27 protein-coding genes are annotated in these 22,144 nt (G+C 67.3%); 14 read left to right on the forward strand and 13 right to left on the reverse strand.

What is annotated here, in order from left to right:
- Nucleotides 1-46: 46 nt before the first annotated feature.
- Nucleotides 47-499 (reverse strand): MarR family transcriptional regulator, encoded by a 453-nt coding sequence (locus VGL40_13435; protein HEY3316265.1) that lies wholly within the window; start codon nucleotides 497-499, stop codon nucleotides 47-49.
- A gap of 383 nt (nucleotides 500-882) precedes the next feature.
- Between VGL40_13435 and VGL40_13440 the strand changes: the two genes are divergently transcribed.
- The 5 genes from VGL40_13440 (at nucleotide 883) to VGL40_13460 (ending at nucleotide 4,829) form a co-directional block, all read left to right on the forward strand.
- Entirely contained in the window at nucleotides 883-1,068 is a 186-nt protein-coding gene (locus VGL40_13440; protein HEY3316266.1) for a hypothetical protein, read from the forward strand.
- A gap of 340 nt (nucleotides 1,069-1,408) precedes the next feature.
- Nucleotides 1,409-1,957: a LemA family protein gene (locus tag VGL40_13445; GenBank protein ID HEY3316267.1), complete on the forward strand. Its 549-nt coding sequence runs from the start codon at nucleotides 1,409-1,411 to the stop codon at nucleotides 1,955-1,957.
- A 76-nt stretch (nucleotides 1,958-2,033) separates the two neighbouring features.
- Nucleotides 2,034-2,936, forward strand: a complete 903-nt coding sequence (gene htpX, locus VGL40_13450; GenBank protein HEY3316268.1) for a zinc metalloprotease HtpX — start codon at nucleotides 2,034-2,036, stop codon at nucleotides 2,934-2,936.
- Between the two features lie 36 nt (nucleotides 2,937-2,972).
- Nucleotides 2,973-3,608 (forward strand): hypothetical protein, encoded by a 636-nt coding sequence (locus tag VGL40_13455; GenBank protein ID HEY3316269.1) that lies wholly within the window; start codon nucleotides 2,973-2,975, stop codon nucleotides 3,606-3,608.
- A 138-nt stretch (nucleotides 3,609-3,746) separates the two neighbouring features.
- Nucleotides 3,747-4,829 (forward strand): alanine racemase, encoded by a 1,083-nt coding sequence (locus tag VGL40_13460; GenBank protein ID HEY3316270.1) that lies wholly within the window; start codon nucleotides 3,747-3,749, stop codon nucleotides 4,827-4,829.
- 115 nt (nucleotides 4,830-4,944) lie between these two features.
- Here VGL40_13460 and VGL40_13465 read toward each other — a convergent pair whose 3' ends face one another.
- The 7 genes from VGL40_13465 to VGL40_13495 form a co-directional block, all read right to left on the reverse strand.
- The gene (locus tag VGL40_13465; GenBank protein ID HEY3316271.1) at nucleotides 4,945-5,622 is read right to left on the reverse strand and encodes a hypothetical protein; all 678 of its coding nucleotides are present in this window, start codon (nucleotides 5,620-5,622) and stop codon (nucleotides 4,945-4,947) included.
- Nucleotides 5,623-5,651: 29 nt separating this feature from the next.
- Nucleotides 5,652-5,888 carry a saccharopine dehydrogenase C-terminal domain-containing protein gene (locus VGL40_13470; GenBank protein HEY3316272.1) on the reverse strand — a complete coding sequence of 79 codons (237 nt, stop codon included), beginning with the start codon at nucleotides 5,886-5,888 and terminating at the stop codon, nucleotides 5,652-5,654.
- Nucleotides 5,889-6,075: 187 nt separating this feature from the next.
- Nucleotides 6,076-6,714 carry a hypothetical protein gene (locus VGL40_13475; GenBank protein HEY3316273.1) on the reverse strand — a complete coding sequence of 213 codons (639 nt, stop codon included), beginning with the start codon at nucleotides 6,712-6,714 and terminating at the stop codon, nucleotides 6,076-6,078.
- Nucleotides 6,715-6,812: 98 nt separating this feature from the next.
- Nucleotides 6,813-7,757 carry an agmatinase gene (gene speB, locus VGL40_13480; GenBank protein ID HEY3316274.1) on the reverse strand — a complete coding sequence of 315 codons (945 nt, stop codon included), beginning with the start codon at nucleotides 7,755-7,757 and terminating at the stop codon, nucleotides 6,813-6,815.
- Nucleotides 7,758-7,800: 43 nt separating this feature from the next.
- Nucleotides 7,801-8,634: an enoyl-CoA hydratase-related protein gene (locus VGL40_13485; protein HEY3316275.1), complete on the reverse strand. Its 834-nt coding sequence runs from the start codon at nucleotides 8,632-8,634 to the stop codon at nucleotides 7,801-7,803.
- Nucleotides 8,635-8,666: 32 nt separating this feature from the next.
- Nucleotides 8,667-9,101, reverse strand: coding sequence for a DUF3795 domain-containing protein (locus VGL40_13490; GenBank protein ID HEY3316276.1), 435 nt, complete (start codon nucleotides 9,099-9,101; stop codon nucleotides 8,667-8,669).
- A complete protein-coding gene (locus VGL40_13495) occupies nucleotides 8,990-9,433 on the reverse strand; it encodes a hypothetical protein (GenBank protein ID HEY3316277.1) in 444 nt (147 codons plus the stop codon). The genes VGL40_13490 and VGL40_13495 overlap by 112 nt, the downstream gene beginning before the upstream one ends.
- A gap of 186 nt (nucleotides 9,434-9,619) precedes the next feature.
- Between VGL40_13495 and VGL40_13500 the strand changes: the two genes are divergently transcribed.
- Nucleotides 9,620-9,973, forward strand: coding sequence for a PAS domain-containing protein (locus tag VGL40_13500; protein ID HEY3316278.1), 354 nt, complete (start codon nucleotides 9,620-9,622; stop codon nucleotides 9,971-9,973).
- A gap of 168 nt (nucleotides 9,974-10,141) precedes the next feature.
- Here VGL40_13500 and VGL40_13505 read toward each other — a convergent pair whose 3' ends face one another.
- Nucleotides 10,142-10,975 carry an SDR family oxidoreductase gene (locus tag VGL40_13505; protein ID HEY3316279.1) on the reverse strand — a complete coding sequence of 278 codons (834 nt, stop codon included), beginning with the start codon at nucleotides 10,973-10,975 and terminating at the stop codon, nucleotides 10,142-10,144.
- Nucleotides 10,976-11,323: 348 nt separating this feature from the next.
- Between VGL40_13505 and VGL40_13510 the strand changes: the two genes are divergently transcribed.
- Genes VGL40_13510 through VGL40_13520 form a run of 3 tightly spaced genes read left to right on the forward strand, consistent with a single transcriptional unit; the run spans nucleotide 11,324 to nucleotide 14,034 of the window.
- Entirely contained in the window at nucleotides 11,324-12,574 is a 1,251-nt protein-coding gene (locus tag VGL40_13510) for an Nramp family divalent metal transporter (protein HEY3316280.1), read from the forward strand.
- Nucleotides 12,575-12,586: 12 nt separating this feature from the next.
- Nucleotides 12,587-12,802: a DUF3343 domain-containing protein gene (locus VGL40_13515; GenBank protein ID HEY3316281.1), complete on the forward strand. Its 216-nt coding sequence runs from the start codon at nucleotides 12,587-12,589 to the stop codon at nucleotides 12,800-12,802.
- Nucleotides 12,803-12,813: 11 nt separating this feature from the next.
- A complete protein-coding gene (locus tag VGL40_13520) occupies nucleotides 12,814-14,034 on the forward strand; it encodes an aminotransferase class V-fold PLP-dependent enzyme (protein ID HEY3316282.1) in 1,221 nt (406 codons plus the stop codon).
- 114 nt (nucleotides 14,035-14,148) lie between these two features.
- Here VGL40_13520 and VGL40_13525 read toward each other — a convergent pair whose 3' ends face one another.
- Nucleotides 14,149-14,967 (reverse strand): Gmad2 immunoglobulin-like domain-containing protein, encoded by an 819-nt coding sequence (locus tag VGL40_13525; protein HEY3316283.1) that lies wholly within the window; start codon nucleotides 14,965-14,967, stop codon nucleotides 14,149-14,151.
- Nucleotides 14,968-15,131: 164 nt separating this feature from the next.
- Between VGL40_13525 and VGL40_13530 the strand changes: the two genes are divergently transcribed.
- From VGL40_13530 to VGL40_13550, 5 genes are all read left to right on the forward strand, one after another.
- On the forward strand, nucleotides 15,132-16,355 hold the full coding sequence (locus tag VGL40_13530; protein ID HEY3316284.1) for a GNAT family N-acetyltransferase: 1,224 nt from the start codon (nucleotides 15,132-15,134) through the stop codon (nucleotides 16,353-16,355).
- Nucleotides 16,356-16,438: 83 nt separating this feature from the next.
- The gene (locus VGL40_13535) at nucleotides 16,439-17,368 is read left to right on the forward strand and encodes an ABC transporter ATP-binding protein (GenBank protein ID HEY3316285.1); all 930 of its coding nucleotides are present in this window, start codon (nucleotides 16,439-16,441) and stop codon (nucleotides 17,366-17,368) included.
- A gap of 10 nt (nucleotides 17,369-17,378) precedes the next feature.
- Entirely contained in the window at nucleotides 17,379-18,596 is a 1,218-nt protein-coding gene (locus VGL40_13540) for an ABC transporter permease (GenBank protein HEY3316286.1), read from the forward strand.
- A 13-nt stretch (nucleotides 18,597-18,609) separates the two neighbouring features.
- Nucleotides 18,610-19,827 carry an ABC transporter permease gene (locus tag VGL40_13545; protein ID HEY3316287.1) on the forward strand — a complete coding sequence of 406 codons (1,218 nt, stop codon included), beginning with the start codon at nucleotides 18,610-18,612 and terminating at the stop codon, nucleotides 19,825-19,827.
- A gap of 136 nt (nucleotides 19,828-19,963) precedes the next feature.
- On the forward strand, nucleotides 19,964-20,497 hold the full coding sequence (locus VGL40_13550; protein HEY3316288.1) for a phosphoribosyltransferase: 534 nt from the start codon (nucleotides 19,964-19,966) through the stop codon (nucleotides 20,495-20,497).
- 113 nt (nucleotides 20,498-20,610) lie between these two features.
- On the opposite strand, the gene VGL40_13555 is transcribed toward VGL40_13550, so the two are convergent.
- The 3 genes from VGL40_13555 to VGL40_13565 all read right to left on the reverse strand — a co-directional run.
- Nucleotides 20,611-21,318 (reverse strand): hypothetical protein, encoded by a 708-nt coding sequence (locus VGL40_13555; protein HEY3316289.1) that lies wholly within the window; start codon nucleotides 21,316-21,318, stop codon nucleotides 20,611-20,613.
- Nucleotides 21,299-21,532: a helix-turn-helix transcriptional regulator gene (locus tag VGL40_13560; protein HEY3316290.1), complete on the reverse strand. Its 234-nt coding sequence runs from the start codon at nucleotides 21,530-21,532 to the stop codon at nucleotides 21,299-21,301. Before VGL40_13560 ends, VGL40_13555 begins: the two co-directional genes overlap by 20 nt.
- 161 nt (nucleotides 21,533-21,693) lie before the next feature.
- On the reverse strand, nucleotides 21,694-22,144 hold a 451-nt coding region (locus tag VGL40_13565), incomplete at its 5' end, for an MFS transporter (GenBank protein HEY3316291.1).

Genomic DNA, 22,144 nt, shown 5'->3' on the forward strand with positions numbered 1-22,144 from the left:
TGATCATGGACAGCCCGAGAATGCGGGCGGTCTTCGAGCTCATCCGTCATTCCTCCCCTTGCCGTTCCCGGATAAGCCGGGAGAAGCGTTCGAGGAACCGGAAGGCGGCGGCTGTCTCGCTCTCGTCGAAGGTGGCCAGGAGATCGCCGACGTAGCCGCTGAAGTCGTCGGGGACCTTCCACTTCAGCCGGTTGTATTTTTCGGTCAGTTCGACCCGGGTTTTCCGCCGGTCTGTCGGGTCGGCCTTTCGACGGACGTAGCCGGCCCGTTCGAGGCGGTCGACGATCCCCGACACGGTGCTCTTGGCCAGCGAGACTTCCCGGCCGAGCCGGGTCAGGGACAGCGGGCCGTGCCGCACCAGGGTCCGGACGACCAACAGTTGCGGTAGGGTCAGGTCGTCGTGCCGCGATGGCTTCAGCATCCTCCGGCCGACGCCCTTCATGATCTCCTTGAGCAGCAGGATTAGCCTTTCTCCCTGTCCGAGTCGATCCGGCGCCATTCGACCGACCTCCTCGCCTTCACCCGGTCCTCGCCTGCGAAGTCCGTCGGGGAAAGGTTCGTGGACGAACGTTCGTATACCTACTACATTACGGCTGCCGGTCGCCGGTCAATGGGTAGGCATGGGACGGCCCCAAGACGACTCGCGTTCTGTCCCGGCGGGACAATAACCCGGCCGAAGCTTCACCCCGTAAGCCAAAGGTGCTTTCGGACCCCCCGCGAAGTAAACGCCGATTCGGATGAAGCGGGGGGGGGGCCGCCCAATGGCCGGCAGCTATGGCGCCTGCGAGGTCTCATTCGCCTGGGAGAACCGTCAAAGGTGGCTAGACCTGCCGTTCCCGGCGGAAAGAGTACGAGAACCGGGTCAGCCGCCTGCGCCAGGCGATGGCCCGGTGGATCTCGAACTTCCCGAGCTTTTTCGGGTACACTTTCGTCATCCTCGGCCGGCAGGGCGACCCGATCCTGGTCACCAATTCGGTGATGCACAGCGAGCCGATGCACACCGAGGTGCTGGTCCGGCTGATCCCAGGGCGGACGGGGAGGCGGCGCGACGAAGCGGCGGGGAAGTAGCCCGTCGACCGCGGCTCGCGCCACCCGCGCCGCCCGCGCGACCTGCGCGTGCGGTGATCAGGCCCCCGGCGTGATGCCCGGGGGTCTGATGGTTCTTTGGGCGGGTTCTTCCATCGTCGCCCTAAGTCTCGACCAAGAGCGGCAGACTAGGAAGGACGACCGTGGGCCCGCGCCGCTCCGTCAGCGGCGCCAGATGGGCCAAGACCGTCCTGTTCCGCCGAAGTACCAGTCAGGGAGGGCCACGGAGGCTCGCGGCCTGGGCCCGGCGAAGTATAATGTGACGGAAAGCTCTTTCCGGGAGAGAGACGTTCCTCAGGCGCCCCAATTAGGATAGGGAGTGATCACTGTGTGGGTCGTCCTCGGATTGTTGGCCCTCTTGGCCGTGATCGGGATCGCCGCCTACAACTCGCTGGTGGTCTCGAAGAACCGGGTGGAGAACGCCTGGTCCCAGATAGACGTCCAACTCAAGCGCCGGAACGACCTGGTCCCGAACCTGGTCGAGACGGTCAAGGGCTACGCCGCCCACGAGCATGACACCTTCGAGATGGTGACCAAGGCGCGGGCCCAGATGGTCGGCGCCGGCAACGTCGCCGAGCAGGCTCAGGCCTCGAACCAGTTGTCCCAGGCCCTGAAGAGCCTGTTCGCGGTGGCCGAAGCCTATCCCGAGCTGAAGGCCAACCAGAACTTCCTGATGCTCCAGGAGGAACTGGCCGGGATCGAGAACAAGATCGCCTACGCCCGCCAGTTTTACAACGACAGTGTCCTCCGCTTCAACGCCTCCATCCAGAGCTTCCCGAACGTGCTTTTCGCCAGGTCGATGGGGTTCTCCGAGAAGAAGTACTTCGAGGTCCCCGAGGGCGAGCGCGAGGTACCGAAGGTCAAGTTCTGAACGGCCATGGGCTGAGCACCGCCGCGGCTGAACGGTCGCCGCTGAATCCAGCCGGGCCAAAAGGGAGAGCTGCCCCGTGTACCAGCAGATCGCCAGCAACGTCAGACGGTCATGGCTGCTGATGTTCGTCTTCGCCCTGCTCATCGGCATGATCGCCTACACCTTCGCCCGGATCAACGGGATGGGCTATCCCGGCGTGGCCCTGGCCGTGCTCATCGCCATTGGGGTCACCTGGGTCAGCTATTGGTACAGTGACAAGATGGTCCTGTCGATCAGCCGGGCCAAACCGCTGGCCAAGGAAGAGAATCCGTACCTCTACAACATCGTCGAGGCCCTGGCCATCGGGGCCGGCGTCCCCGCCCCGAGGGTCTACGTCATCGAGGACACGGCCCCCAACGCCTTCGCCACCGGCCGCGACCCGCGGCACGCGGTGATCGCCGTGACCACCGGGCTCCTCCAGAAGATGGATCGCCTCGAGCTGGAGGGGGTCATCGCCCACGAGATGTCCCACATCAGGAACCGAGACATCCTCCTGATGACCATCGCCGTGACCATGGCTGGGGTCGTCACCCTGCTGTCCGACTGGATGGTCCGCTACACCTGGCGGAGCGGCCGGGCCCGGCGGCGCGACAACCGCGGCGGCGGCAATGGGGCCGAGGCCGTCATCCTGCTGGCCGGCCTGGTCATGGCCATCCTGGCCCCGCTCTTCGCCAGCCTGATGCAACTGGCCATCTCCCGCCAGCGTGAGTACCTGGCCGATTCCTCGGCCGCCCTGCTGACCCGCTACCCCAAGGGGCTGGCCGACGCCCTCCGCAAGATCGCCGCCGACCCCGAGCCCCTCGAGGTGGCCAACAAGGCCACCGCCCACCTCTACATCTACAACCCGCTGAAGGACTCGGAAGGCCACATGGACCGGCTGTTTGACACCCACCCGCCGGTGACCGAGCGGATCAAGCGGCTCGAGGCGATGACGTTCTAGTGCCTAAGGATGGTCCGAGGGAGGCCGGCTGGGCAGATGACAGGTCCAAGCGCCGGGCAAAGAGTGAGGCCGAGGCTGACCAGGAGATCGGCCAAGTTCGCCCTTGCGGCGTTCGCGGTGTTGGCCGTCCTGGGCCTGTTGAGCGCCGCTGGCTTCATCAGGGCCAACGCCTTTCTCCTCGATGACCCGGTCAATCAAAGGCTGGTCTCTTTCCTTCATGACCGCGGTTTTGTTCGGGACGGGAGTCCGCCGTCCATGTCCTGGCTGGATGACTCGCGTAGCGCCCTCTTGACCATCTCGTGGCCCCCGGAAGAGCGGATCCTGTGGGTCCGTCTCTACCACCGGGTCTCCCCCGAGGACCTGGCCGTCTACCGTGAGCACGCCAGGGGGGACCAGGGCACTGGGCTGATCGAAGTGGATGGCTACTGGATCCAGTTCTCCCTTCCTTCGCCGGGGACCGAGGAGATGTTGACGACCTTCGACCCCAACAGCGGCCCGATCAACGAAAGGGCCGTCCGGTTGATCCTCCGGGGGCAGGCCTGGTCCGGCTTCGATTGGGCGCAACGGTTTTCTGTGCATCACCCTCTGGGAGTCGTCCTCACGCCTATCGAGCTGTTCAAGAGCTCGTGCGCGGCCCTGGCCGTTGCGGTCGTTCCCATAGGTGGTCCCTAGCCTCAGGGCGCCCGGCGTGCCGACGCCCCGGGAAATGTTTGGACCCGGCGCGGGTCTTCGCGCGGGGCGTCGAATAGCCTTCAAGACGGAGACGGGGAGGGGCCATCGCCGAGGAACTCATGAGGGGAGCATGACGACATGAACAAGCGGGACCTGGAGACGCCGGCGCTCGTCGTCGACCTGGACATCCTGGAGCGGAACATCGCGGCCATGGCTGCTTTCGCCAAAGAAAGCGGGGTGGCCCTGCGACCCCATACCAAGACCCACAAGACCCCGGCCATCGCGCACCTGCAGATGGCCGCGGGCGCCGCCGGTATCTGCTGCGCCACCCTCGGTGAGGCCGAGGTGATGGCCGCCGCGGGGCTGCCGGACATCCTGATTACCCGGCCGGTGGTCGGCGGGGACAAGGTCGACCGCGCCTGCGGGCTGGCCCGCCATACCCGGCTGGCCGTCGTTGCCGACGATCCGGCCAACGTCGATGACCTGGCGGCCGCCGCCGACCGCGCCGGGGTAACCCTGGCGGTGGTCATGGAGGTCGACGTCGGCCTCGCACGCTGCGGGGTGGAGCCGGTTTCCGCCCAGGCCACGGCCCTCGCCCGGCGCATCGCCGGCCACCGTTCACTGCGTTTCGCCGGCCTCCAGGGGTATGAGGGGCACGTCGTCCTGAATCCCGACGAGTCTCAGCGTGAGGCGGGGGCCAGGCGGGCCAACGCCGCCGCCGCCGAGACGGCGAAGATGCTGGAGCGAGAGGGCTTGCCCGCGCCCACCGTCACCGGCGGCGGGACCGGCACCCACCGGGTCACCGGCGACGCCCGGACCTCGGGCTATACGGAGATCCAGCCGGGCTCATACGCGACCATGGACGCGAGTTACTCGGCGGTCCTTGGGGAGAAGCCCTTCGGGCCGGCCCTCGGCCTCCTGACCGCCTGCGTCAGCCGGTCGGCCCCGGGCCGGGCGGTCATCGACGCCGGCCTCAAGTCGTTGACCATGGAGCACGGAGCGCCCGTCTTCAAGGGACGCCCGGGGCTGAAGTACGCCCACGACAGCGAGGAGCACGGGATCGTCCGTTGCGAAGGAGACGACCTGAAGCTTGGCGAGGTCGTCGAGCTGTACCCCGGCCACGGCTGTACGACCTTCAACCTCCACGAGCGGGTCTACGGGGTGCGCGGCGAGCGGGTCGAGGTCGTCTGGCCGATCGCTGGGCGCGGTCGGTCGTGGTAGGATCAGCCAGACCATCGCTTGGTGACAAGAAACGAATGACGTCAGGTCCGGACAAGAGCAGGGCCCTCCCGCCGGGGATGGCCCTGATTAGTTGTCCGGCCTGCAATTTCGGTCGTCAGGCCCCGGCCGTCGGCGCCACCGCCTCGATCCGCTCCTGCAGATTCAGGAGCATCTTCCTCTCCATGATGAAGCTGATCGGTTCGAGGAGGACGCGGGTGGCCAGGAGGCTGAAGGTGCGAGGGCGGCCGTCGCAGCGGAAGCGGGTGATCATCCGGGTCGTCCCATCACTTAGCGACTCGGGATAGAACAGCCAGGTGTAGTTGAAATAGAGCCCGGATGTCGGCCTCTGGCCGCCCAGGTCCTTTCCGGTCGTGGGGTCCAGTAGCCCGCCCAGGATGAACCACCGGCCCGGCTCCACGGCCGCCACCGGGAAGCCGGCCGCGTTGCTGGGGGCCGCCGGGATCATCTGGCCGACCTCGAGGTGCTGGAACTCCGGGATGACTTGGCGGGCGCTGGGGCGCCCGCCGTTGTCCAGCCAGTCATAGCTGTACCAGCCGCCGCGGTTGCAGCCGATCTGGACGAGCCAGGGCCAGACCTCGGCCGCCGGGGCGGCGATGGTGATGGCGTGGGTGTACTGGGCCACGGGTTCGGGGACGCGCTCGTCACCGGGCAGGGCCCGCCCGACCTCCTCGGGGGTTGCCCCCCAACGCAGGTGCCAGGGGCGAATGACCACAATGTAGCCGGCGATGAAGACGAGGATGAGGGTGGCGAGGGAATTTCCGATCAGATGCAAGTTGGGACCTCCGTGTCCTGCCCCAGGATTCAGCACTTCCTCGCCGGTGGGCTCCTCTTTCGGTCGACCGCGGTGATTATGCTTCTAGCCCCGGTGAATCGCTCCGCGACGGTGATGTCCCGTCTGGCCAGCTCCTCGATGAGCTCGGCGTACAGCGCCCCGTCCCGGAAGACGTGCTCCATGGCCACCGCCCCGCGGGCCGAGATCCGTCCCCGCAAGAGCATTCCGACCATTATTGAGCTCATGTAACCGGTGGTCCTGGCCATCGAGGTGACCCTCGACCCCGCCGACTGTCACCGGGCTCTGGGAGAGGAGGCCGGCGTCGCGCATGAAGGCAACCTGGTCCCGGTGCCCGGGGTAGCGGCAGGTCCGCTCGGACAGGTTGTGCCCGGCTCCGAGAACGAGGGCCCTGGCCATGATGATGGGCTCCCTCCCGCCTCGGTGATGGATGCTCTAGGTCGATGTCGACCGGGGGGCCTTTGCCCGTCGCCAGAACCAAACACCAAGCAACGCAGCGATGACATCAAGCACCGGACCCCAGGCCACGAAGCCAAGCGCCGTGATCGGGCTGGCCACCACGAGCCCCAGAGCGCTGGTCAGGCCGAGAAGGCCGTAGGCGATGAAAAGAGCGCGCAGCCAGCGTTCAAGACCTCCGCCGTTGAAGACCATGGCGGCGCAAAGCGCCGCCAGACTGAGAAAGAAACCCCATCCGAGAATCTCCAGCGAGAGCATGATCGAGTTGTTTCCATAGGGCAGGAACAGCTGAAGCTGATCCACGGAGCCGCTGGCCAGCCCCTGGCGGATGACGGTCAGTTGGACATAACGGTTGATACTGACCATGGCCGCGAACAAGACCGCAAAAGCCAGGCCGCTGAGGCTCCAGGCTTTCCGCTCTTCCGGGGCGCAGTGGTGGACACACGCCAGCAGGATGACAATGACCGGGGCCAAGGTGATCGTTAAGATGGCCCCAAAGAGTTGCGCCGGCTGCGATGGCGGCATCGTGAATTGCCCCATGACCGCCAGGCCGCCCAGACCAAGGCCGTAGATGACACCACGATGGTGGTGACGAGGGCTGACCAGAAGCCCAACCACTCCGCTGAGAAGCCATTGTCAAGGGGGGCGGGCTTGGGCAGCCGTATCTTTACCGCCAATTAGCATCCCTCCCGTCACCCGGGTTCTCCGTCATGCCATTACTCACCGGCTCTGGCCGGCAAGACTGACCTTTTCCCCTTCCGCCAGTGGTGCCCCCAGCACTCGGTGATGATCTTGCGGGCGGCGAAGACGGCGATCTTCGAATCGTCGAGGGATGGAGCCACCTCGACCACGTCGAAGCCGATGACCGGCAGATCGAAGAGGCCCTCGAGGAGGTCCAGCAGCTCGCGGCTGTCGAGCCCGCCGAACTGCGGCGTGCCCGTCCCGGGGGCGTAGGCCGGGTCGAGGCAGTCGATGTCGACGGTCAGGTAGACGTGGTGGAAACAGGAGAGGCCGTCCCGAATCCGCCGGAGCGCCTCCGGTACGCCGCCGTGCCGGACGTCGGCCGCCCTGATCACGTTGACCCGTTTGCCCTTGATGAACTCGAGCTCCGGCGATTCGATGGAGCGAATGCCGATGAACCACAGCCCGGCCAAGTCGGGGCCGTTCCTGAGCTCCAGGGCCCGCCGCTCGGTCGCCCCGTGGGAGAGTCTGTCCCCGCCCAGCTCATCGCATAGGTCGAAGTGCGAGTCGAGGTGGACGACGGCGAAGGGCTCGGCCAGGGCCCGGTCGAGGCCGCGCATGATCGGGATGGAAATGGAGTGGTCGCCGCCGATGACGGTCAGGAGCTTACCGGCCCTGGCCACGCGGCAGGCGGCCTCTTCAGCGGCGGCGAAGACCGCCTCCCGCGAGGGCCCCTCGGCGTCACCGAGGTCGAGGACCTTCAGGCCGGCGATGCTCTCCAGCCGCTCGGTGGTCGGGTCGATGGTGTAGGTTATCGAGCGCAGTTCCCGAGGGGCGTCCTTGGCCCCGGCCCGGAAGCTCACTCCGCCGTCGAAGGGGACTCCCAGGACGGCCACGTCGGCCTCCTCCAGGGGCAGGCCCGGGCGGTGAAGCCCGGCCCAGAGGCTGGTCTCGCCGATCATCTCGGTGACGCTCTTCAAGGACTGAGCCCTCCCATCGGCCAGGCGGGTTGCGCCCACGACCTCACTTCCCCTTGACCACGGGCGGCCGCTTCTCCAGGAGGGCCCTGACCGCCTCGAGGTGATCCTCGGTCCGGGTGACCACGGCCATGTGCGAGGAGACCAGGTCGAGTGAGGTCCGGAGGTCGGTCCTGGCGCTCTGGTAAACGGCCCGCTTGGTCAGCTGGACCGCCACCGGCGGCTGAGCGGCCAGCTTGGCGGCGAGCTTGTAGGTTTCTTCGAGGAGCTGGTCGGCCGGGACCACCCGGTTGACCAAGCCGATCCGCTCGGCTTCCTGGGCGGTCAGGCGGTCGCCGGTCAGCAGAAGCTCCAGAGCCTTGGCCGGGCCGACCAAGCGGGGCAGATAGTAGGCCGCGCCGTCGCCGGGGACGATGCCGACCCGAACGTAGCCCTCCGAAAGGCGGGCGTTGTCGGCCGCCAGGCGAAGGTCGCACATCAGGGCCATGTCCAGGCCGGCCCCGACGGCGTCGCCGTTGATCGCCGCGATGACCGGCTTGTCGATCGACTCGAGGGTCAGGGGGATGCGCTGGATCAGCTTCCAGAGGGAGTCCTTGACGGCCAGCGGGGTGCTGTAGGTGTCCAGCTCGGCCTCCCCTTGGGCCAGGAAACCGCGCCCCTGCTGCATCGCCCGGACGTCGCCACCGGCGCAGAAGGCCCGGCCGGCTCCGGTGACGACGATGACCCGGACGTCGTCGCGGTCCCGGCCCTCCTCGAGGGCCTCAATCCACGCCCGGATCATCGATACGCTGAAGGCGTTGAGGGACTCGGGTCGGTTCAGGGTAATCGTGGCGATGAAGTCCTTCACTTCGAACAGCAGGTGGTCGTTGGATCCCGGCACCGTCGATCACTCCTCGGTCCTGACTTGAGTTTTCAGTCTTTAGGTTGCGGCCCGCGGCCGATAACCATCCGCCCGCCGTGGTAGAGGGCATAGGCCTGGCCGACGGCCTTCTCCCAGGCCGCTTCGCCCTTCAACTTCCGCAGGGTCAAGCTGTAGATCTTCAGGTTGTGGGGCAGCTTGTCGGCCCGGTCGGCGCAGGGCATCAGCTTCGGGCAGGGGAATTCGGCGCAATCCGAGCAGAACTCGACCCCCTTCTCCCGGACGCACAGGTAGGTGAGGCACTGTTCGCCGATGACCGGGCAGTGGCCCTCTACGCCCCGGCAGCCGGCGCAGTGGGCTTTCTCCTCCGGCAGGTTCATCCGTTGGGCCAGGAGCTGACGTAACCCGGCGTCGGTGGAGGCCCGGTGCATGGGGCACAGGCCGCAGTGGATGCCACATGGCGCGGCGAGGAGATTCGCGGACGGCATTTGGTCGATTGACCTCCTTCTTCGACTTCCACCCTCCTGATTCTCCAACCGCGCCCGCGGGCGAAGCCGCTGCCCTTCTCGCCCAGGACCCCCAGGGCCCCCGGGTCGTCGAAGATGAGGGTGATCCGCTTGCGCCCATCCTGCTGGGCGATCTCGGACAGCTTCTCGAGCAAGTCGGTCATCGCCCCGTAGGGCGATGAGCCCGCCGGGCCGGCCGCGGCCGCCGGGGCGACCTCGAGACTGGCCTCCAGCTCGTAGGTCTGCTGGTTGAAAGAACCCTCGATGGCGGCTCCGAAGGCCGGGTTCTGCAGGGCGAAGCTGAAGCTGGTCACCTGGCCGGCCGTGCGGATGTAGGTCGAGTTCGGGACCCAACCGGCCTCGACCGAGCCTTTTCGGCCCGGCGGGCGCTCTCTCCTCCCATACCGGTGGCTCAGCCCGATTTGGGGCCCAAGAAGGGAGGGAAGCCAGCCGGCGAGGCCGAACCAGTTGACGAGGAAACCCCAACAAGGAGGCCTACCATGAATAAGCCCCTGGACCTGACCGCCGTCATCGACCACCTGGCGGCCAATACCTGGTTCGCCGACGCCGACGAGATCCTTCGCTATTTGAATAAGAACGCCGAAGCCAACTGCCCCGACGTCCTCGCCCGCCTCGGGAACGAGGTCGATGGTTGCCACAAGCCGGAGAACCGGGGGAAGGTCCGGGCCATGTTCGACCGGTGGCGGAGCGGCAGCCGTCACATCGAGGTCTCCAGCCACGCCAAGGATGGGCAGGTTGACTACCACATCCTCATCCCGGCCCACGCCGCCGACGGCTTCAAGGGCGTCCTCGAACTGGCCTTCAAGGTGCCGGAGGGGCCGGCGCCGAAATGAGCCGGCTCAGACGGCCCCGCGCCTGGAGCGCCTGAGGTCAACTGACCCAAATTGGGCGAGGAAGCCCGCCGCTCTTGTCGTGGGGTGAATCGCCAACCCCTTTGACCCGAACGCTCGACCGCCTGGGATTATCCCGGGAATCCCACCCCCTTCAGGGGTGGGAGGATGTCAAGAGTACATCTTCACCAGGACGAACTCCAGGAACCGGTCGGTGACGATCCGCTTCAGGAACCCCACCAGCTTGTACTGGACCCCGACGATCACCCGGACCGGCGGGTTCTTCGACCGCAGCAGGCCGGCGACCACGCGGACGACGATCTCCGGCCCCGGGCCGCCCTGCTCCGACTTGGCCATCGCGGCCACCGCCCGGGCGCAGCGGTCCGCGTAGACCGACTGGCGTGACTTGGCCGTCCAGGCCCTGGCCGAGGTGAAGCCGGTCTTGATGTCACCCGGCTCGACCAAGGAGACCTTGACCCCGAACGGGGCGACCTCCATCCGCATGGCCTCGGTCATCGCCTCCAGCGCGTACTTGCTGGCGCTATACATCGGCTGGAAAGGGATGGGGATGAAGCCGGCCACCGAGCTGACCGTGACGATCAGCCCGCCGCCCTGCTTCCGCAGCCCGGGGAGGACCGCCCGATAAACCCGGAGCGGACCGTAGAAGTTCGTGTCCATCTGCTCGTGGGCTTCTTCGGGGGTGGTGTCCTCGACCGACCCGGACAGCGTGTAGCCGGCGCAGTTGATGACCACGCCGAGATGGCCCTCGGCGGCCAGGATGCGCCCGACCATGTTTCGGACCGAGGCCTCGTCGCGGACATCGAGTCGCAGCATCTTGAGCCACCCGCCATTGCGGCCCGGCACGGGCACCTCGTCCTCCGGCGACACCCGCCGGGACCCGCCATAGACGTGGTAGCCCTGGTCCCTCAGGTACTCGGCGCACGCCTTGCCGATGCCCGACGAGGCCCCGGTGATCAATACCGCCTTGCCGTAATCTGCAGCCACAACAGTCCTCCTTCGCCGTCTCGATGATGGCCCATCCATCTAGTCGTCCGATTCGACAGTGCACAGCCGCGTCCTGCCGGGACCGGCTCATCTTGACCGAAGCTTGGCGCCGCTTGACCGAAAGCTACTCCGCGAGGAGGATACGAGGCCATCGAGCGGGCGGACCCGACGGGGGCGGTTTACGGCCAATAGGCCGGGGCTTGCTATGGGGAAGGTGGGATCCCCTCCGAGTCAGGGTCTGACGGAGCCCTCTGCCCTTGCCGAACTCCCCGGGCGGCGGTATAATCAGGTTGGGGAACTGATAACCATTCTCAATACATCCTCAGCCCCGGAAAGGAGGTCGGCTCCATGGCGCAGTATTCCAGATATGACTATGTCCGTCGGCGGGGCCAAACCCTCCTCTCGTTCTTCACCGACATGGGCCCGGGTTTCCTCGTCACCATCGGCTTCATCGACCCCGGGAACATCGCCGCCAACGTCGTGGCCGGGGCCACCTTCGGGTATAGCCTGCTGTGGGTCGTCCCCCTGGGCACCCTGATCCTGGTCCTCTTCCAGGAGATGGCCGCCCGCCTGGGCGTGGTCAGCAAGGCCTGCCTGTCCGAGGCCGTCTGCCCGTTGGTCGGGCCGGTCGGCGGGGCCCCCTTGGGCGTCCTGGCCTTTGCCGGGTCGGCCTCGACGGTCCTGGCCGAACTGCTTGGCGCGGCCGTCGGCCTGAACCTCCTCTTCGGACTGCCGCTGGTGGTCGGGGGCGCTCTCACGGCCATCGTTGTCGGGGCGGTCATCTGGAGCCAGGAATACCATCACGTCGAGGACCTCATCGTCGCCATGGTTGGCCTCATCGGTCTGGCCTACCTGGCCGAGCTGTTCATGGCCAAGCCGGCCTGGGGGCAGGTCGCCGAGGCGCTGGTTGTCCCGCACCTCAGCCACGCCAACGCCTACATGGCCATCAGCGTCCTCGGGGCCATCGTCATGCCGTCCAACCTGTACCTCCATTCGGCCATCGCCCAGACCCGGGACTGGAGCGGTGAGCGGATCCGCCACGAGTTCTTCGACACCACCGTCAGCATGATCGTCGGCGGGGTCATCAACGCGGCTATCATCGTCGTCGCCGCGGCCGTCTTCTACACCCGTGGGATCCAGGTCTCGGGGCTGGAACAGGCGGCGGCGACCCTTGAGCCGATCGCCGGGTCGATGGCCCGGGTGGTCTTCGCCGTCGCCCTAGTCCTGGCCGGGTTGGCCTCGGCCATCACCGGGTCAATGGCCGGCTCGTACGCGGTCGGTGGGTTCTTCCGCCTGTGGCGGCGAAACGGTGGCTGGCATCACGAGAAGTGGCCGTTCCGCCTGGGGTTCCTGGCCGTGCTCGTGGTGGCCGTGGCCGCCCTCTTCTTTGTCTCGAACCCCCTCACCGCGATGGTCTTCAGCCAGGCCATCCTGGGGGTGCTGCTGCCGTTCACAATCATCCCGCTGCTCATCCTGACCGGGCGGAAGACGGTCATGGGGGAGTGGGCCAACCCGCCGGTCGTCCAGGCCCTCGGGTGGGTCATCGCCGGGGTGGTCATCGCCCTGAACGGCTATCTCGTCTACACCATCGTCCGCTGAAGGGTGAGGGCCTTGGACGTCTATGTCACCTTTGATTCGACCCATGAGGCGATGCGCCTCGACCGCCTGCTGAGCCAGAACCAGGTGGCGCACGAGCTCGTGCCCATCCCCCGGTCCCTGGGCAGCGCCTGCGGGGTGGCGGTGAGGCTGCGGCCGGAGGACCAGGCGCGGGCGGCCTCCATCGCCGCGGCCGGGGACGTTCGGACCAAGGGCTTCCATCAACTGTGAGGACTGATGACGTGACTGATGAGTTCGTGGACGCCGTGGCCGAGCCGGCCATCGGAAAAGCGGCCGCCAGGCTGACCTATCTCGATAACGCCGCGACCTCCTGGCCCAAGCCCAGGGCCGTCGAGGAGGCGATGATTCGTTGCCTGCGCGAAGCCGGCGGGAACCCCGGGCGTTCCGGGCACCGCCTGTCGGTGGAGGCGGCCCGGGTCGTCTTCGACGCCCGGGAAGCCGTGGCCGGGCTCATCGGCGCCTCCGATTCGCGCCAGGTGGTCTTCACCGGCAATGCCACGGAGGCCTTGAACCTGGCCTTGTCCGGGGTCCTCGAACCGGGGATGCACGTCGTGACGACCTCAATGGAGCACAATTCGGTCTCCCGGCCCCTTCGTCACCTGGAGGGCCGGGGGGTCGCGGTGACCGTGGTCCAGGCCGGGCCGGATGGATTGGTCGACCCAGACGAGGTGACCCGGGCGTTCCGCCCGGAGACGCGGCTGGTGGTCATGAACCACGCCTCCAACGTGGTCGGCACGGTCCAGCCGGTGGAGGAGGTCGGGCGGGCCTGCCGGCAGCGGGGCCTGCTCTTCCTGGTCGACGCCGCCCAGACGCTCGGCTGCCATCCGGTGGACGTCGGCGACCTGAACGCCGACCTGCTGGCCTTCACCGGGCACAAGTCCCTGCTCGGGCCGTCCGGCACGGGCGGGCTCTTCGTCCGGGAGGGAGTGCCGCTCCGGCCCCTCCAGCGGGGCGGCACGGGCAGCCAGTCGGAACTGGACGTCCAGCCGGATTTCCTGCCCGACCAGCTCGAGAGCGGGACCCCAAACTTCGTCGGCCTGGCCGGCCTGGCGGCCGGGGTCAGGGTGGTGGCGGCCGCGGGCCTCGAAGTCATCAAGGAGCGCGAGGAACGGCTGGCCGCCAGGCTGCGCGACGGACTGGCGGGGATTCCCGGAGTGACCGTCTACGGGCCCGGGGCGGTCGGAGGGCGGGCGGCTCAGCCGGCCGTCGGGGTCATCTCCTTCAATCTCGACGGGGTCGACCCGGCGGATGTGGGCTATATCCTCGACGCCGAGTACGGGGTCCTGTGCCGGGTCGGCCTGCAGTGCGCCCCCTGGGCCCACCGGACCATCGGCACCTACCCCGGTGGCACGGTCAGGCTCAGCCTCGGTTTCTACAACCAAGAGGCCGACGTCGATCAGGTCCTGTCGGCCGTCCGGGAGATGGCGGCCGAAAGGCGGTAGGCGCCAACCGGGGCGTCGCGCCCGCGGCCGCGGCGATTGGCCACAGAGACCACAAGCCCCCGGGCCCTACAAGGCCCGGGGGCTTCTTTGCATAGGGCGGCCGGCCAGATCGGGTCAGGATTTGGGTAGGGCCAGCTCGACCGGATCCAGCGGCGCCCCGTCCTTCGGGCTCGACCAGAAGACGGCGATCTTGGCCGCCGCGGTTGGGACGTTGGTCAGCTTGATCTCGTAGTAGGCCCAGTCCGGCCCGCCGGAGGCGGCGTTGGTGAAGCCCTTGGTGATGACCTTGGCGGAGCCGTCGCGGAGCTCCCAGCTGACCGTGGCCTCGAAGACGCGGGCCAGGCCGGTCACGGTCAGACGGCCGGCTTCGAGGCTGAGCCCGGTGACTCTGATGTTATTGCTCTCCCCGATGGCGGCCAGCGGTCCCTTGGCCCCGCGGAGAATGGGGAAGTACTCCCCGTCGGTCCGGATGAACTCGACCTCGCTGTACTGTCCCTTGGCCACTTCGACGGCGATGGGCGTGTAGACGCTGGCAGCCTTGGGCCCGGTCGCGGCGGTCACCCGGACCTTGACGACGGCCTTCGAGCCGCTCGTGGTGACGTCGGCGATGGCCACCCTGGCCCCTCCCTTGTCCTGTCGACCAAGACTGGCCAGGAAGAAGGTCTCGTTACCGACGATGACGGAAGTCCCGAGGTTGAGGGTCTTGACCGCCTCATAGACGGCCATGACCTCTTTCGGGTAAACCTCGAGGGTTCCGCCGCCCGGCGCCGGCGGCGGGGTGGTCCCGCCGTCGCCGGCAGGCGGGGTGGCTCCCCGTTCGGGTTTGGCCAACAGGGCGCAACCGCCCAGGGCCGAAGAGGCTAAGAGCAGGACGGCGACGAGGCCGCCAGCGATGAATCGACGCCTTGGGGACCTCGAGATGTGGCCGGACAATGGTCATCCCTCCGATTCTTCAGACGAGCCTCGGCGACGCCGGGTTCCAGCCGGCGAGTCCGACTTGCTTCCGGTTCGAGCCGTTGGCGAAGGTCCGGACGCCGCCGGCGGTGAATCCATGAACGTTTCCCGGGTTCAGCCGGCACGACAACGGGGGGTTCAAGGTGATCTACCTCTGCCGGGTCAACAAGGCTGAGGTCCACGGTCCCGAGGTCTTTCTCCGCCTGCGCTTGCAGGAGCGGCGCCTCTTGCTGACTTGCCGATCCTACATCACCGAGGCCATGGGCCACGAGTTCGCCTTCGAGCGGGCCTTGGCCGGGTCGGTCCGCCGCCTTGACCTGGTCTTGCACGCGGCGTCGTGGGCCCCCGGACCGGCCCCCCGCCCGGCCCCCGGGCCGGCGCGCCCCGGCCTCGAACAACCGGAGCCCGGCAGCCCCAGGACCGTCATTCGCGGCGTGGTCGCCCGGACCCTGGGCAACGAAGCCCGCATCGACTGCGGCCCGGCGGCCGCCGGGGCGCTCCTCCTCGACGCCAAGTTCCCCCCGGGGGCGGCCCCCTCGCCCGGGCTGACGGTCGTCGCCGAAGGCGAGCTCTGCGCCTGGCCGAGCGACTCCGGACTGCTCGGGGAAGCCTGGGGGCGACCATCCCTGAACTTGGGGTCGGAGTCCGGCCTCGTCGCGGTCGGCGTTAAGCCAGCCGCGGCCTTGACGGATGAGGATTTCGAGCAGCTCAAGTTGCTCCTCAGCCGGGCTTTCACCGACGGGCCGCACCTCTATGCCTATCCCTGGTTCGAGCGGGTGGGGGAGACGGCCATCCGAACCGTTCACGCCCTCGACCCGGCGGCCAGGGTGCCTTTGCCGCCGGACTCCCTGGCCGCGTCCCCCTCAGTCAGGCAGCTGTGGGGTCACCGCTGCCTGGGGTGGGAGCCGGTCGGCATCCACGTCATGCTGAGGGCGGCCGGCTGGCTGATGGCTCAGGCGACGCTCATCCCGCGCCGGATGCGTCTCGGGGACGCCGCCTCGACCCCGATCGAGCTCCCTGTCCCGGCGGGAATCCCCGGCCGCGAACTGGTCGTCGCCTCGGTCGAGGATGTGGCCACCGATCCCGAGGCCCGTGGTCTTGGCTACGGTCGCGTGGTGATTCGGAGCCTGGTCGACGAGGCCGCCCGGAGGGGTCACTCCCTGGCCGTCCTGGCCACGGACAGCCCCCGCTACCACGCCGGGCTCGGCTGGCGCCCCTGGACCGGACCGGTCTTCTTCAGCGCCGGCGAGCGTCTCGGCCCGCAGCCACTCGGGGAAGTGATGGCCATCGCTCTTGACCGGATGACCGAGGTTGAGTTAGACTCACTAAGGGCCGGTCCGCTGAACATCGGGGACGGGCCCTTCTGAAGCCACCGTAATAGACGCTGGCCAAGGCAGAAACGCACGCCGCCAAGGCGCGATTTTTTCTGAGGAGTGAAGCGGTCATGTCCATTCTCGAGATCAAGGGCCTGTCCAAATCCTTCAACAGCCACCAGGCCGTCGCCGGCATCGACCTCGAGGTCAAGGAAGGCGAGATCTTCGGCCTGCTCGGTCCGAACGGGGCCGGTAAGTCGACGACCATCTCCATGATCAGCGGGCTTATCCGGCCGAACGCCGGCAGCATCAAGATCGGCGGCCACGACGTCTTCATCGAGCCGCTCGTCTCGCGGCGGCTGATGGGCGTGGTTCCCCAGGACATCGCCCTCTACCCAACCCTGACCGCCCGCGAGAACCTGGCCTTCTGGGGGCGGATGTACGGGCTCTCCGGGGCGCCTCTCAAGCAGCGGGTCGATGAGGTCCTCAGCTTGGTCGGCCTGGCCGACCGGGCCAATGACCGAATCGAGAAGTACTCGGGCGGGATGAAGCGCCGAATCAACATCGGCGCGGGACTGATGCACCGTCCCAAGCTCCTTTTGATGGATGAGCCGACGGTCGGCATCGACCCACAGTCGCGCAATCACATCCTCGACACGGTCAGGGAGCTCAACAAGGCCGGCACGAGCGTCCTCTACACCAGCCACTACATGGAGGAAGTCGAGGAGCTCTGCGACCGCATCGCCATCATGGACCAGGGCCGGGTGATGGCCTGCGGGACCCTGAACGAGTTGCGGCTCCTGGTCGGCGACAAGGACGTCATCACCATCCAGGCCAAGGTGACCGACGCCCAGGTCGTCGAAGCCCTCAGGGGCATCCCCGGCGTCGACGGGGTGAGCAAGGACGAAGGCCAGGTCCACGTGGTCGCGCCGTACGGCCGCAAGGTCCTCGGCGACGTCGTCACCCGCCTGGCCGCGGCCGGGGTCAAGGTCAGGTCCATCGATATCAAGGAGCCGGACCTCGAGGGCGTCTTCCTGCACCTCACGGGCAAGGCCCTCAGGGATTGAGGTGGGCGCAATGAGACTGGTCGAACTGGCCAAGAAAGACGTCCTCCTCATCCTCAGGGACCGCAAGGCCCTGATGCTCATCATCGTCATGCCCTTCATCCTGACGGCCATCCTGGGCGGAGCCCTGGGCGGGATGTTTCGGGAGCCGGCTTCGGCCATCGGGGGGGCTTTTAGCCTGATGGTCGCCAATCAGGACCGGGGTGAGGTCGGCGGTTATCTGGTGAAGGCCTTCCAGGCCGACGACCTGAAGGCGCTCCTGACCCCCAAGCCCGTCGCCACCCGCGATGAGGCCCTGGCCGCCGTGGACAAGAAAGAGGCCCGGGTCGCCCTGGTCATCCCGGCCGACTTCTCCGAGCGCGTGCTCAAGGGCGAGCCGGCCGCCATCGAGGTGTACCAGCACCCTGAGTCGCCGCTCCGCGGGAGTATCGTCGAGGCCATCGCGACGGCCTTCACGGATCATCTATCGGCGGTGGGGACGGCCACGACCACCGGCGTGAACATCTGGGTGAAGAGTGGCGTGGTTCGACCGCAGGACCTGGCCCAGGCCGCGGCCGCCTTGGCCGGCCAGCTCCAGGCCGTCGGCGAGCAGGCCGGCCTCCAGCAGGTCAGGTACCAGCCGGTCGAGCCGCGGAAGGGCGTCACCGCCTTCCAGTACTACGCCGCGGCCATGGCCGTGATGTTCTGTCTCTTCGCCACGACCTCCAGCGGGTCCCGGTCCTTCCTCACTGAGCGCGAGGACGGCACCCTCCCCAGGCTCCTGACCACGCCCACACCGGGCTGGCAGATCGTCGCCGGCAAGCTGGTCGGGACATTCCTCAACGCAGTCCTGGAAATGGTCACCCTGATCGTCGCCACGACCCTCATCTTCCGGGTCAGCTGGGGCCACTCACCGCTCGGCCTGGCCGTCATGGTCCTGGCCGTCAGCCTCGGGGCCTCGGGGGTGGCCATATTCATTGCCTCCATCTCCCGGAACTCCAAGATCGCCGACCTGATCAGCATGTTGTTCATTCAGTTGAGTGCCCTCATCGGGGGCTCGATGGTGCCTCTCAGCACTCTGCCCGAGGGAGCCAGGAAGGTCAGCCTCTTCACCTTCAACGGCATCGCCAACAACGCGTTCGTATCAATCATGGAGGGGCGGCCCCTGTCGGTCATCGTGGCGCCCGCTCTTATCCTCGCCGTCGCCGGTCTGGCGCTGGCCCTTATCGGGTCGCGGCGCTTGACCGCCTAGGGGGTGCGTGAAAATGCCCAAGTTCCTCATCATCGCCGGACGGGAGATCAAGGAGGAGTTCAGGGAGCCGACCATGCCCATCCTGATGGTCGCCATGGCTCTGGTTTTCACCTTCGCCGTGGGGCTGATGTTCGGCGGCCAAACCGTCGACCGGACCCTCTCGGTCCTCGTCTATGACAACGATCGCAGCCCCGCTTCGCAGGCCATGGTCGGCGAGCTGCGGAAGGCCCCCGGCCTCACGGTCTCGCCGGCCGGCGATAAGGACCCCGAGCCGGAAGCCGCCATCCGCGCACGGTCCGCGGCGGTTGCCGTGGTCGTCCCCCGGGGGTACGGCGCCGATATGGAGGCCATGCGGGCCCCCTCAGTTACCGTCCTCGGCCGCTCCGACTCAACCGACGGGATCGTCGTCAGGGAGGTTCTCGGGCGATCACTCCTGTGGACGGCCACCAGCCTCAAAGCGGCCGACCTCATCGCCGCCCAGCCGGCCACGGCCGGGGGCCGCCCGGTCAGCCCGGACAAGCTGGCCGAGGCCCGAGCCCTCGACCTCAAGGCGCTGAACGACGCTTGGGCCGCGGGTCCCAAGGTCACCACGACGCTGAAAGAAATCGGCTCGAAGACCCCGCCCCGGGCCAACTTCGCCGCCGCCACCACGGCCACCGTGGCCGGCTTCGCGGTCATGTTCCTGATGTACCCGGCGACCTTCGGGGCCGGCTCCATCCTCGACGAGCGGCAGCGGGGGACGTGGAGCCGCCTGCTGACCACCCCGACCGGGGGGATGACCATGATCTTCGGACAGTTGCTGGGCGTCTTCGTCTCGACCTGGCTCCAGGCCCTGGCGATCGTCCTCGCCAGCCACTACCTCTTCGGAGTCAACTGGGGTAGTTCTGTCCCCGGCCTCATCCTCGTCATGACTTCGTTCATCCTCAGCACCATCGGGTTGGGCCTGGCCATCTCCGGCTTCGTCCAGACTAAGGCCCAGCTCGCCGCGGTCAGCCCGATCGTTATCACGGGCACCTGCATGCTGGGCGGGGCCTTCTGGCCGGCGGAGCTGATGCCGGGCTTCATGCAGACCCTGGGCAAATTCGTCCCGCCCGGGTGGGCCGCGGAGGGCTTCAACGCCCTCATCCAGCGCGGGGCGGGCCTCAACGGGGTCGTCGTGCCCAGCGCCGTGCTCCTGGCCTTCGCGGCCGTCTTCCTAACCGTCGGTGTGCTGCGGGTGAGGTACCAATAGCCAATTGGTTTGGATTGTGACGACCCGCGACAACACCGGACAGCAGGTAACCACCGCCCGGGGGAGAATTCCCCCGGGCGAGATGGTTTCTTGGACGGTCGGCGACTGATCCGCCTCGGACGCGGGAGGGACGGGTGTGGGCGAAAGCTATCACCACTATCACACTGGTATTACCCGCCTGACCTGGGACGACGTGATGAGAATGTGCCGGGAGCTGGCGGAGCGGGTCCAGGTCGAGTACGACCCGGACATCATCCTGGGCATCGCCAAGGCCGGGGTCATCCCCGGCGCCATCCTGGCCTCGATGCTGCGCAAGGAATTCTACCCGATCAGGTTGTCACGGCGGGTCAAGGACCGGGTGGTCCGGGAGAAGCCGGCCGTCCTCGTCCCCGTGCCGGACGAGGTCGAGGGCAAGATCGTCCTCATCGTCGACGAGATCGCCGCCACCGGCGAGACCCTCCGGTTGGCCGTCGGGGAGGCCAGGAAGCGCCAGGCCAAGAAGGTCAAGACGGCCACCCTGTACGTCCACACCGAGTCGTGGCGTCCCCACTGGTACGCCCTGGAGACGGAGAACCTGATCATCCAGCCCTGGGACTTCGAGGTGCTGGTCCGGGGGAAGTGGGTCATTCACCCGGAGTACCAGGATGAGATCGACCGGATCGAGGAGTGAGGGACGGTCGGACCCGCGCCAGCCGACGACCGGCCAGGAGGACAAGAAGAGGCGGATGGCAGTCAGTGCCGTCCGCCTCTATCGTGCCTACCAGGTGGCCATCCCCACCTGGGTCAAATCCGCCGTCTCCAGTAGACGTAGGCCGCCTGCCAGGCGAAGAGGAGCAGGCCGGCGTCAACGAACGACCGCACCGGGTAGGTGTGGTAGACCAGGATATCGACGGCCGAACCGACGAGCAGGATGGCCACCAGGGCGATGCTCAGGACGGTATGGGCTGACCGCATCGCCAGGAGACGGTGACGCTCATCGTTGACCCGGCGATAATCGCCCGTCTCGATGGCTTTGGCCTTCTCCTCAGACGGTGAAAGCCAGTCGTAGACCAGGACGATGACGAGCGCCGCCGCCAGGATGAGCTGGATGACCAGGCTGGACAGGGCTTCGGCGACGGTCATCCCCCCGGAGATGCGATTCCAGAGGCCGCGGGCGACCACGAACAAGTAGAGCAGGCCGGAGGCCGTCGCAAAGAGAAGGCCCCGCCGGTACGCGGCCCCTGGCACCCTGCCCCTCCTGACGATGAGGTTCCGCCACAGGTACGGGTAGGAGACCATGAAAGCCACGGAGAAAGCCACCACCGGCAGGCCGGTCGCGACCCAGAACTTCGGTGACAGGAAGATGCCGTTGAGTACCTCGCTGACGGAGTGCCCCAGGGCGAGGGCCGGCACGGCCGACATCAGTCCGATCATGATTATGGAGCCCAGGGCATAGAGGGCGGTGACGGCCACCGACGGCCGCCTTGCGGGGTCACCTCGGAAGACCGACATTTGATGCGTCTCCTTTCTCCTCGGCGTCGCAAAGGAAGACCTCTTCGATGGATTTGCCAAACACCTTGGCAATTTTGCAGGCCAGAATGATGGATGGGTTGTAGCGGCCGGACTCGATCGAGATGATCGTCTGGCGCGATACGTCGACCTTGTCGGCCAGGTCCTCCTGGGTCAACCCGTGGTCGTTGCGGAGCTGCCGGACGAGGTTCCGCAAGGTTCACCACCCCTTCCGAGACCGTTCGCGGGGCCAGCGTGAGCCGGAGTTGTAAAGCATCCTTTACATTCATAGGATAACATACCGACTTGTCGGGTGTCAAGCATCCTTAACATCAGTGGCCACAAAGAACCAGGCCCCGTCGCCCGGCCTCTTGACCATCACCCCTCACTGACTTGTCCAACCCGCTTCCCGGCCAGCCTGGGCGGCGCCTCGGTCCCCCGGAAGAACCACCAGAAGAGGGCCATCCCGATGATGTAGCAGACCGTGGTGAAGGTGAAGGCCAGGTGGAACCCGCTGACGACCTGCAGATAGCCGCTGATGACCGGGCCGATGCCGCCGCGCCCCATACTTCCGAGGACCGCACTGAGGCTGGTCAGGGTGGCCCGCTGGTGCTCGGCCACCTGCTCGAGGACGAAGGTCTGTTGGATGGGGCCGCCCATGTTCATCAGGGCGCCGCGGAGGTAGTACGAGGCGACCACCGCCGGCAGGTTGCCGGAGTAGGCCAGGAGCAGCAGGAAAGGGATCGAGGCGAGCTCGGTCAGGACGACCGTCCGGACCTTGCCGAGCCGCCTGGCGAGGAGCGGGGCGATGAGGGTGGCGACGGCCGTG

Source organism: Bacillota bacterium, assembly GCA_036504675.1.
Taxonomy (GTDB): Bacteria; Bacillota; Sulfobacillia; order JAJYWN01; family JAJZPE01; genus DASXUT01.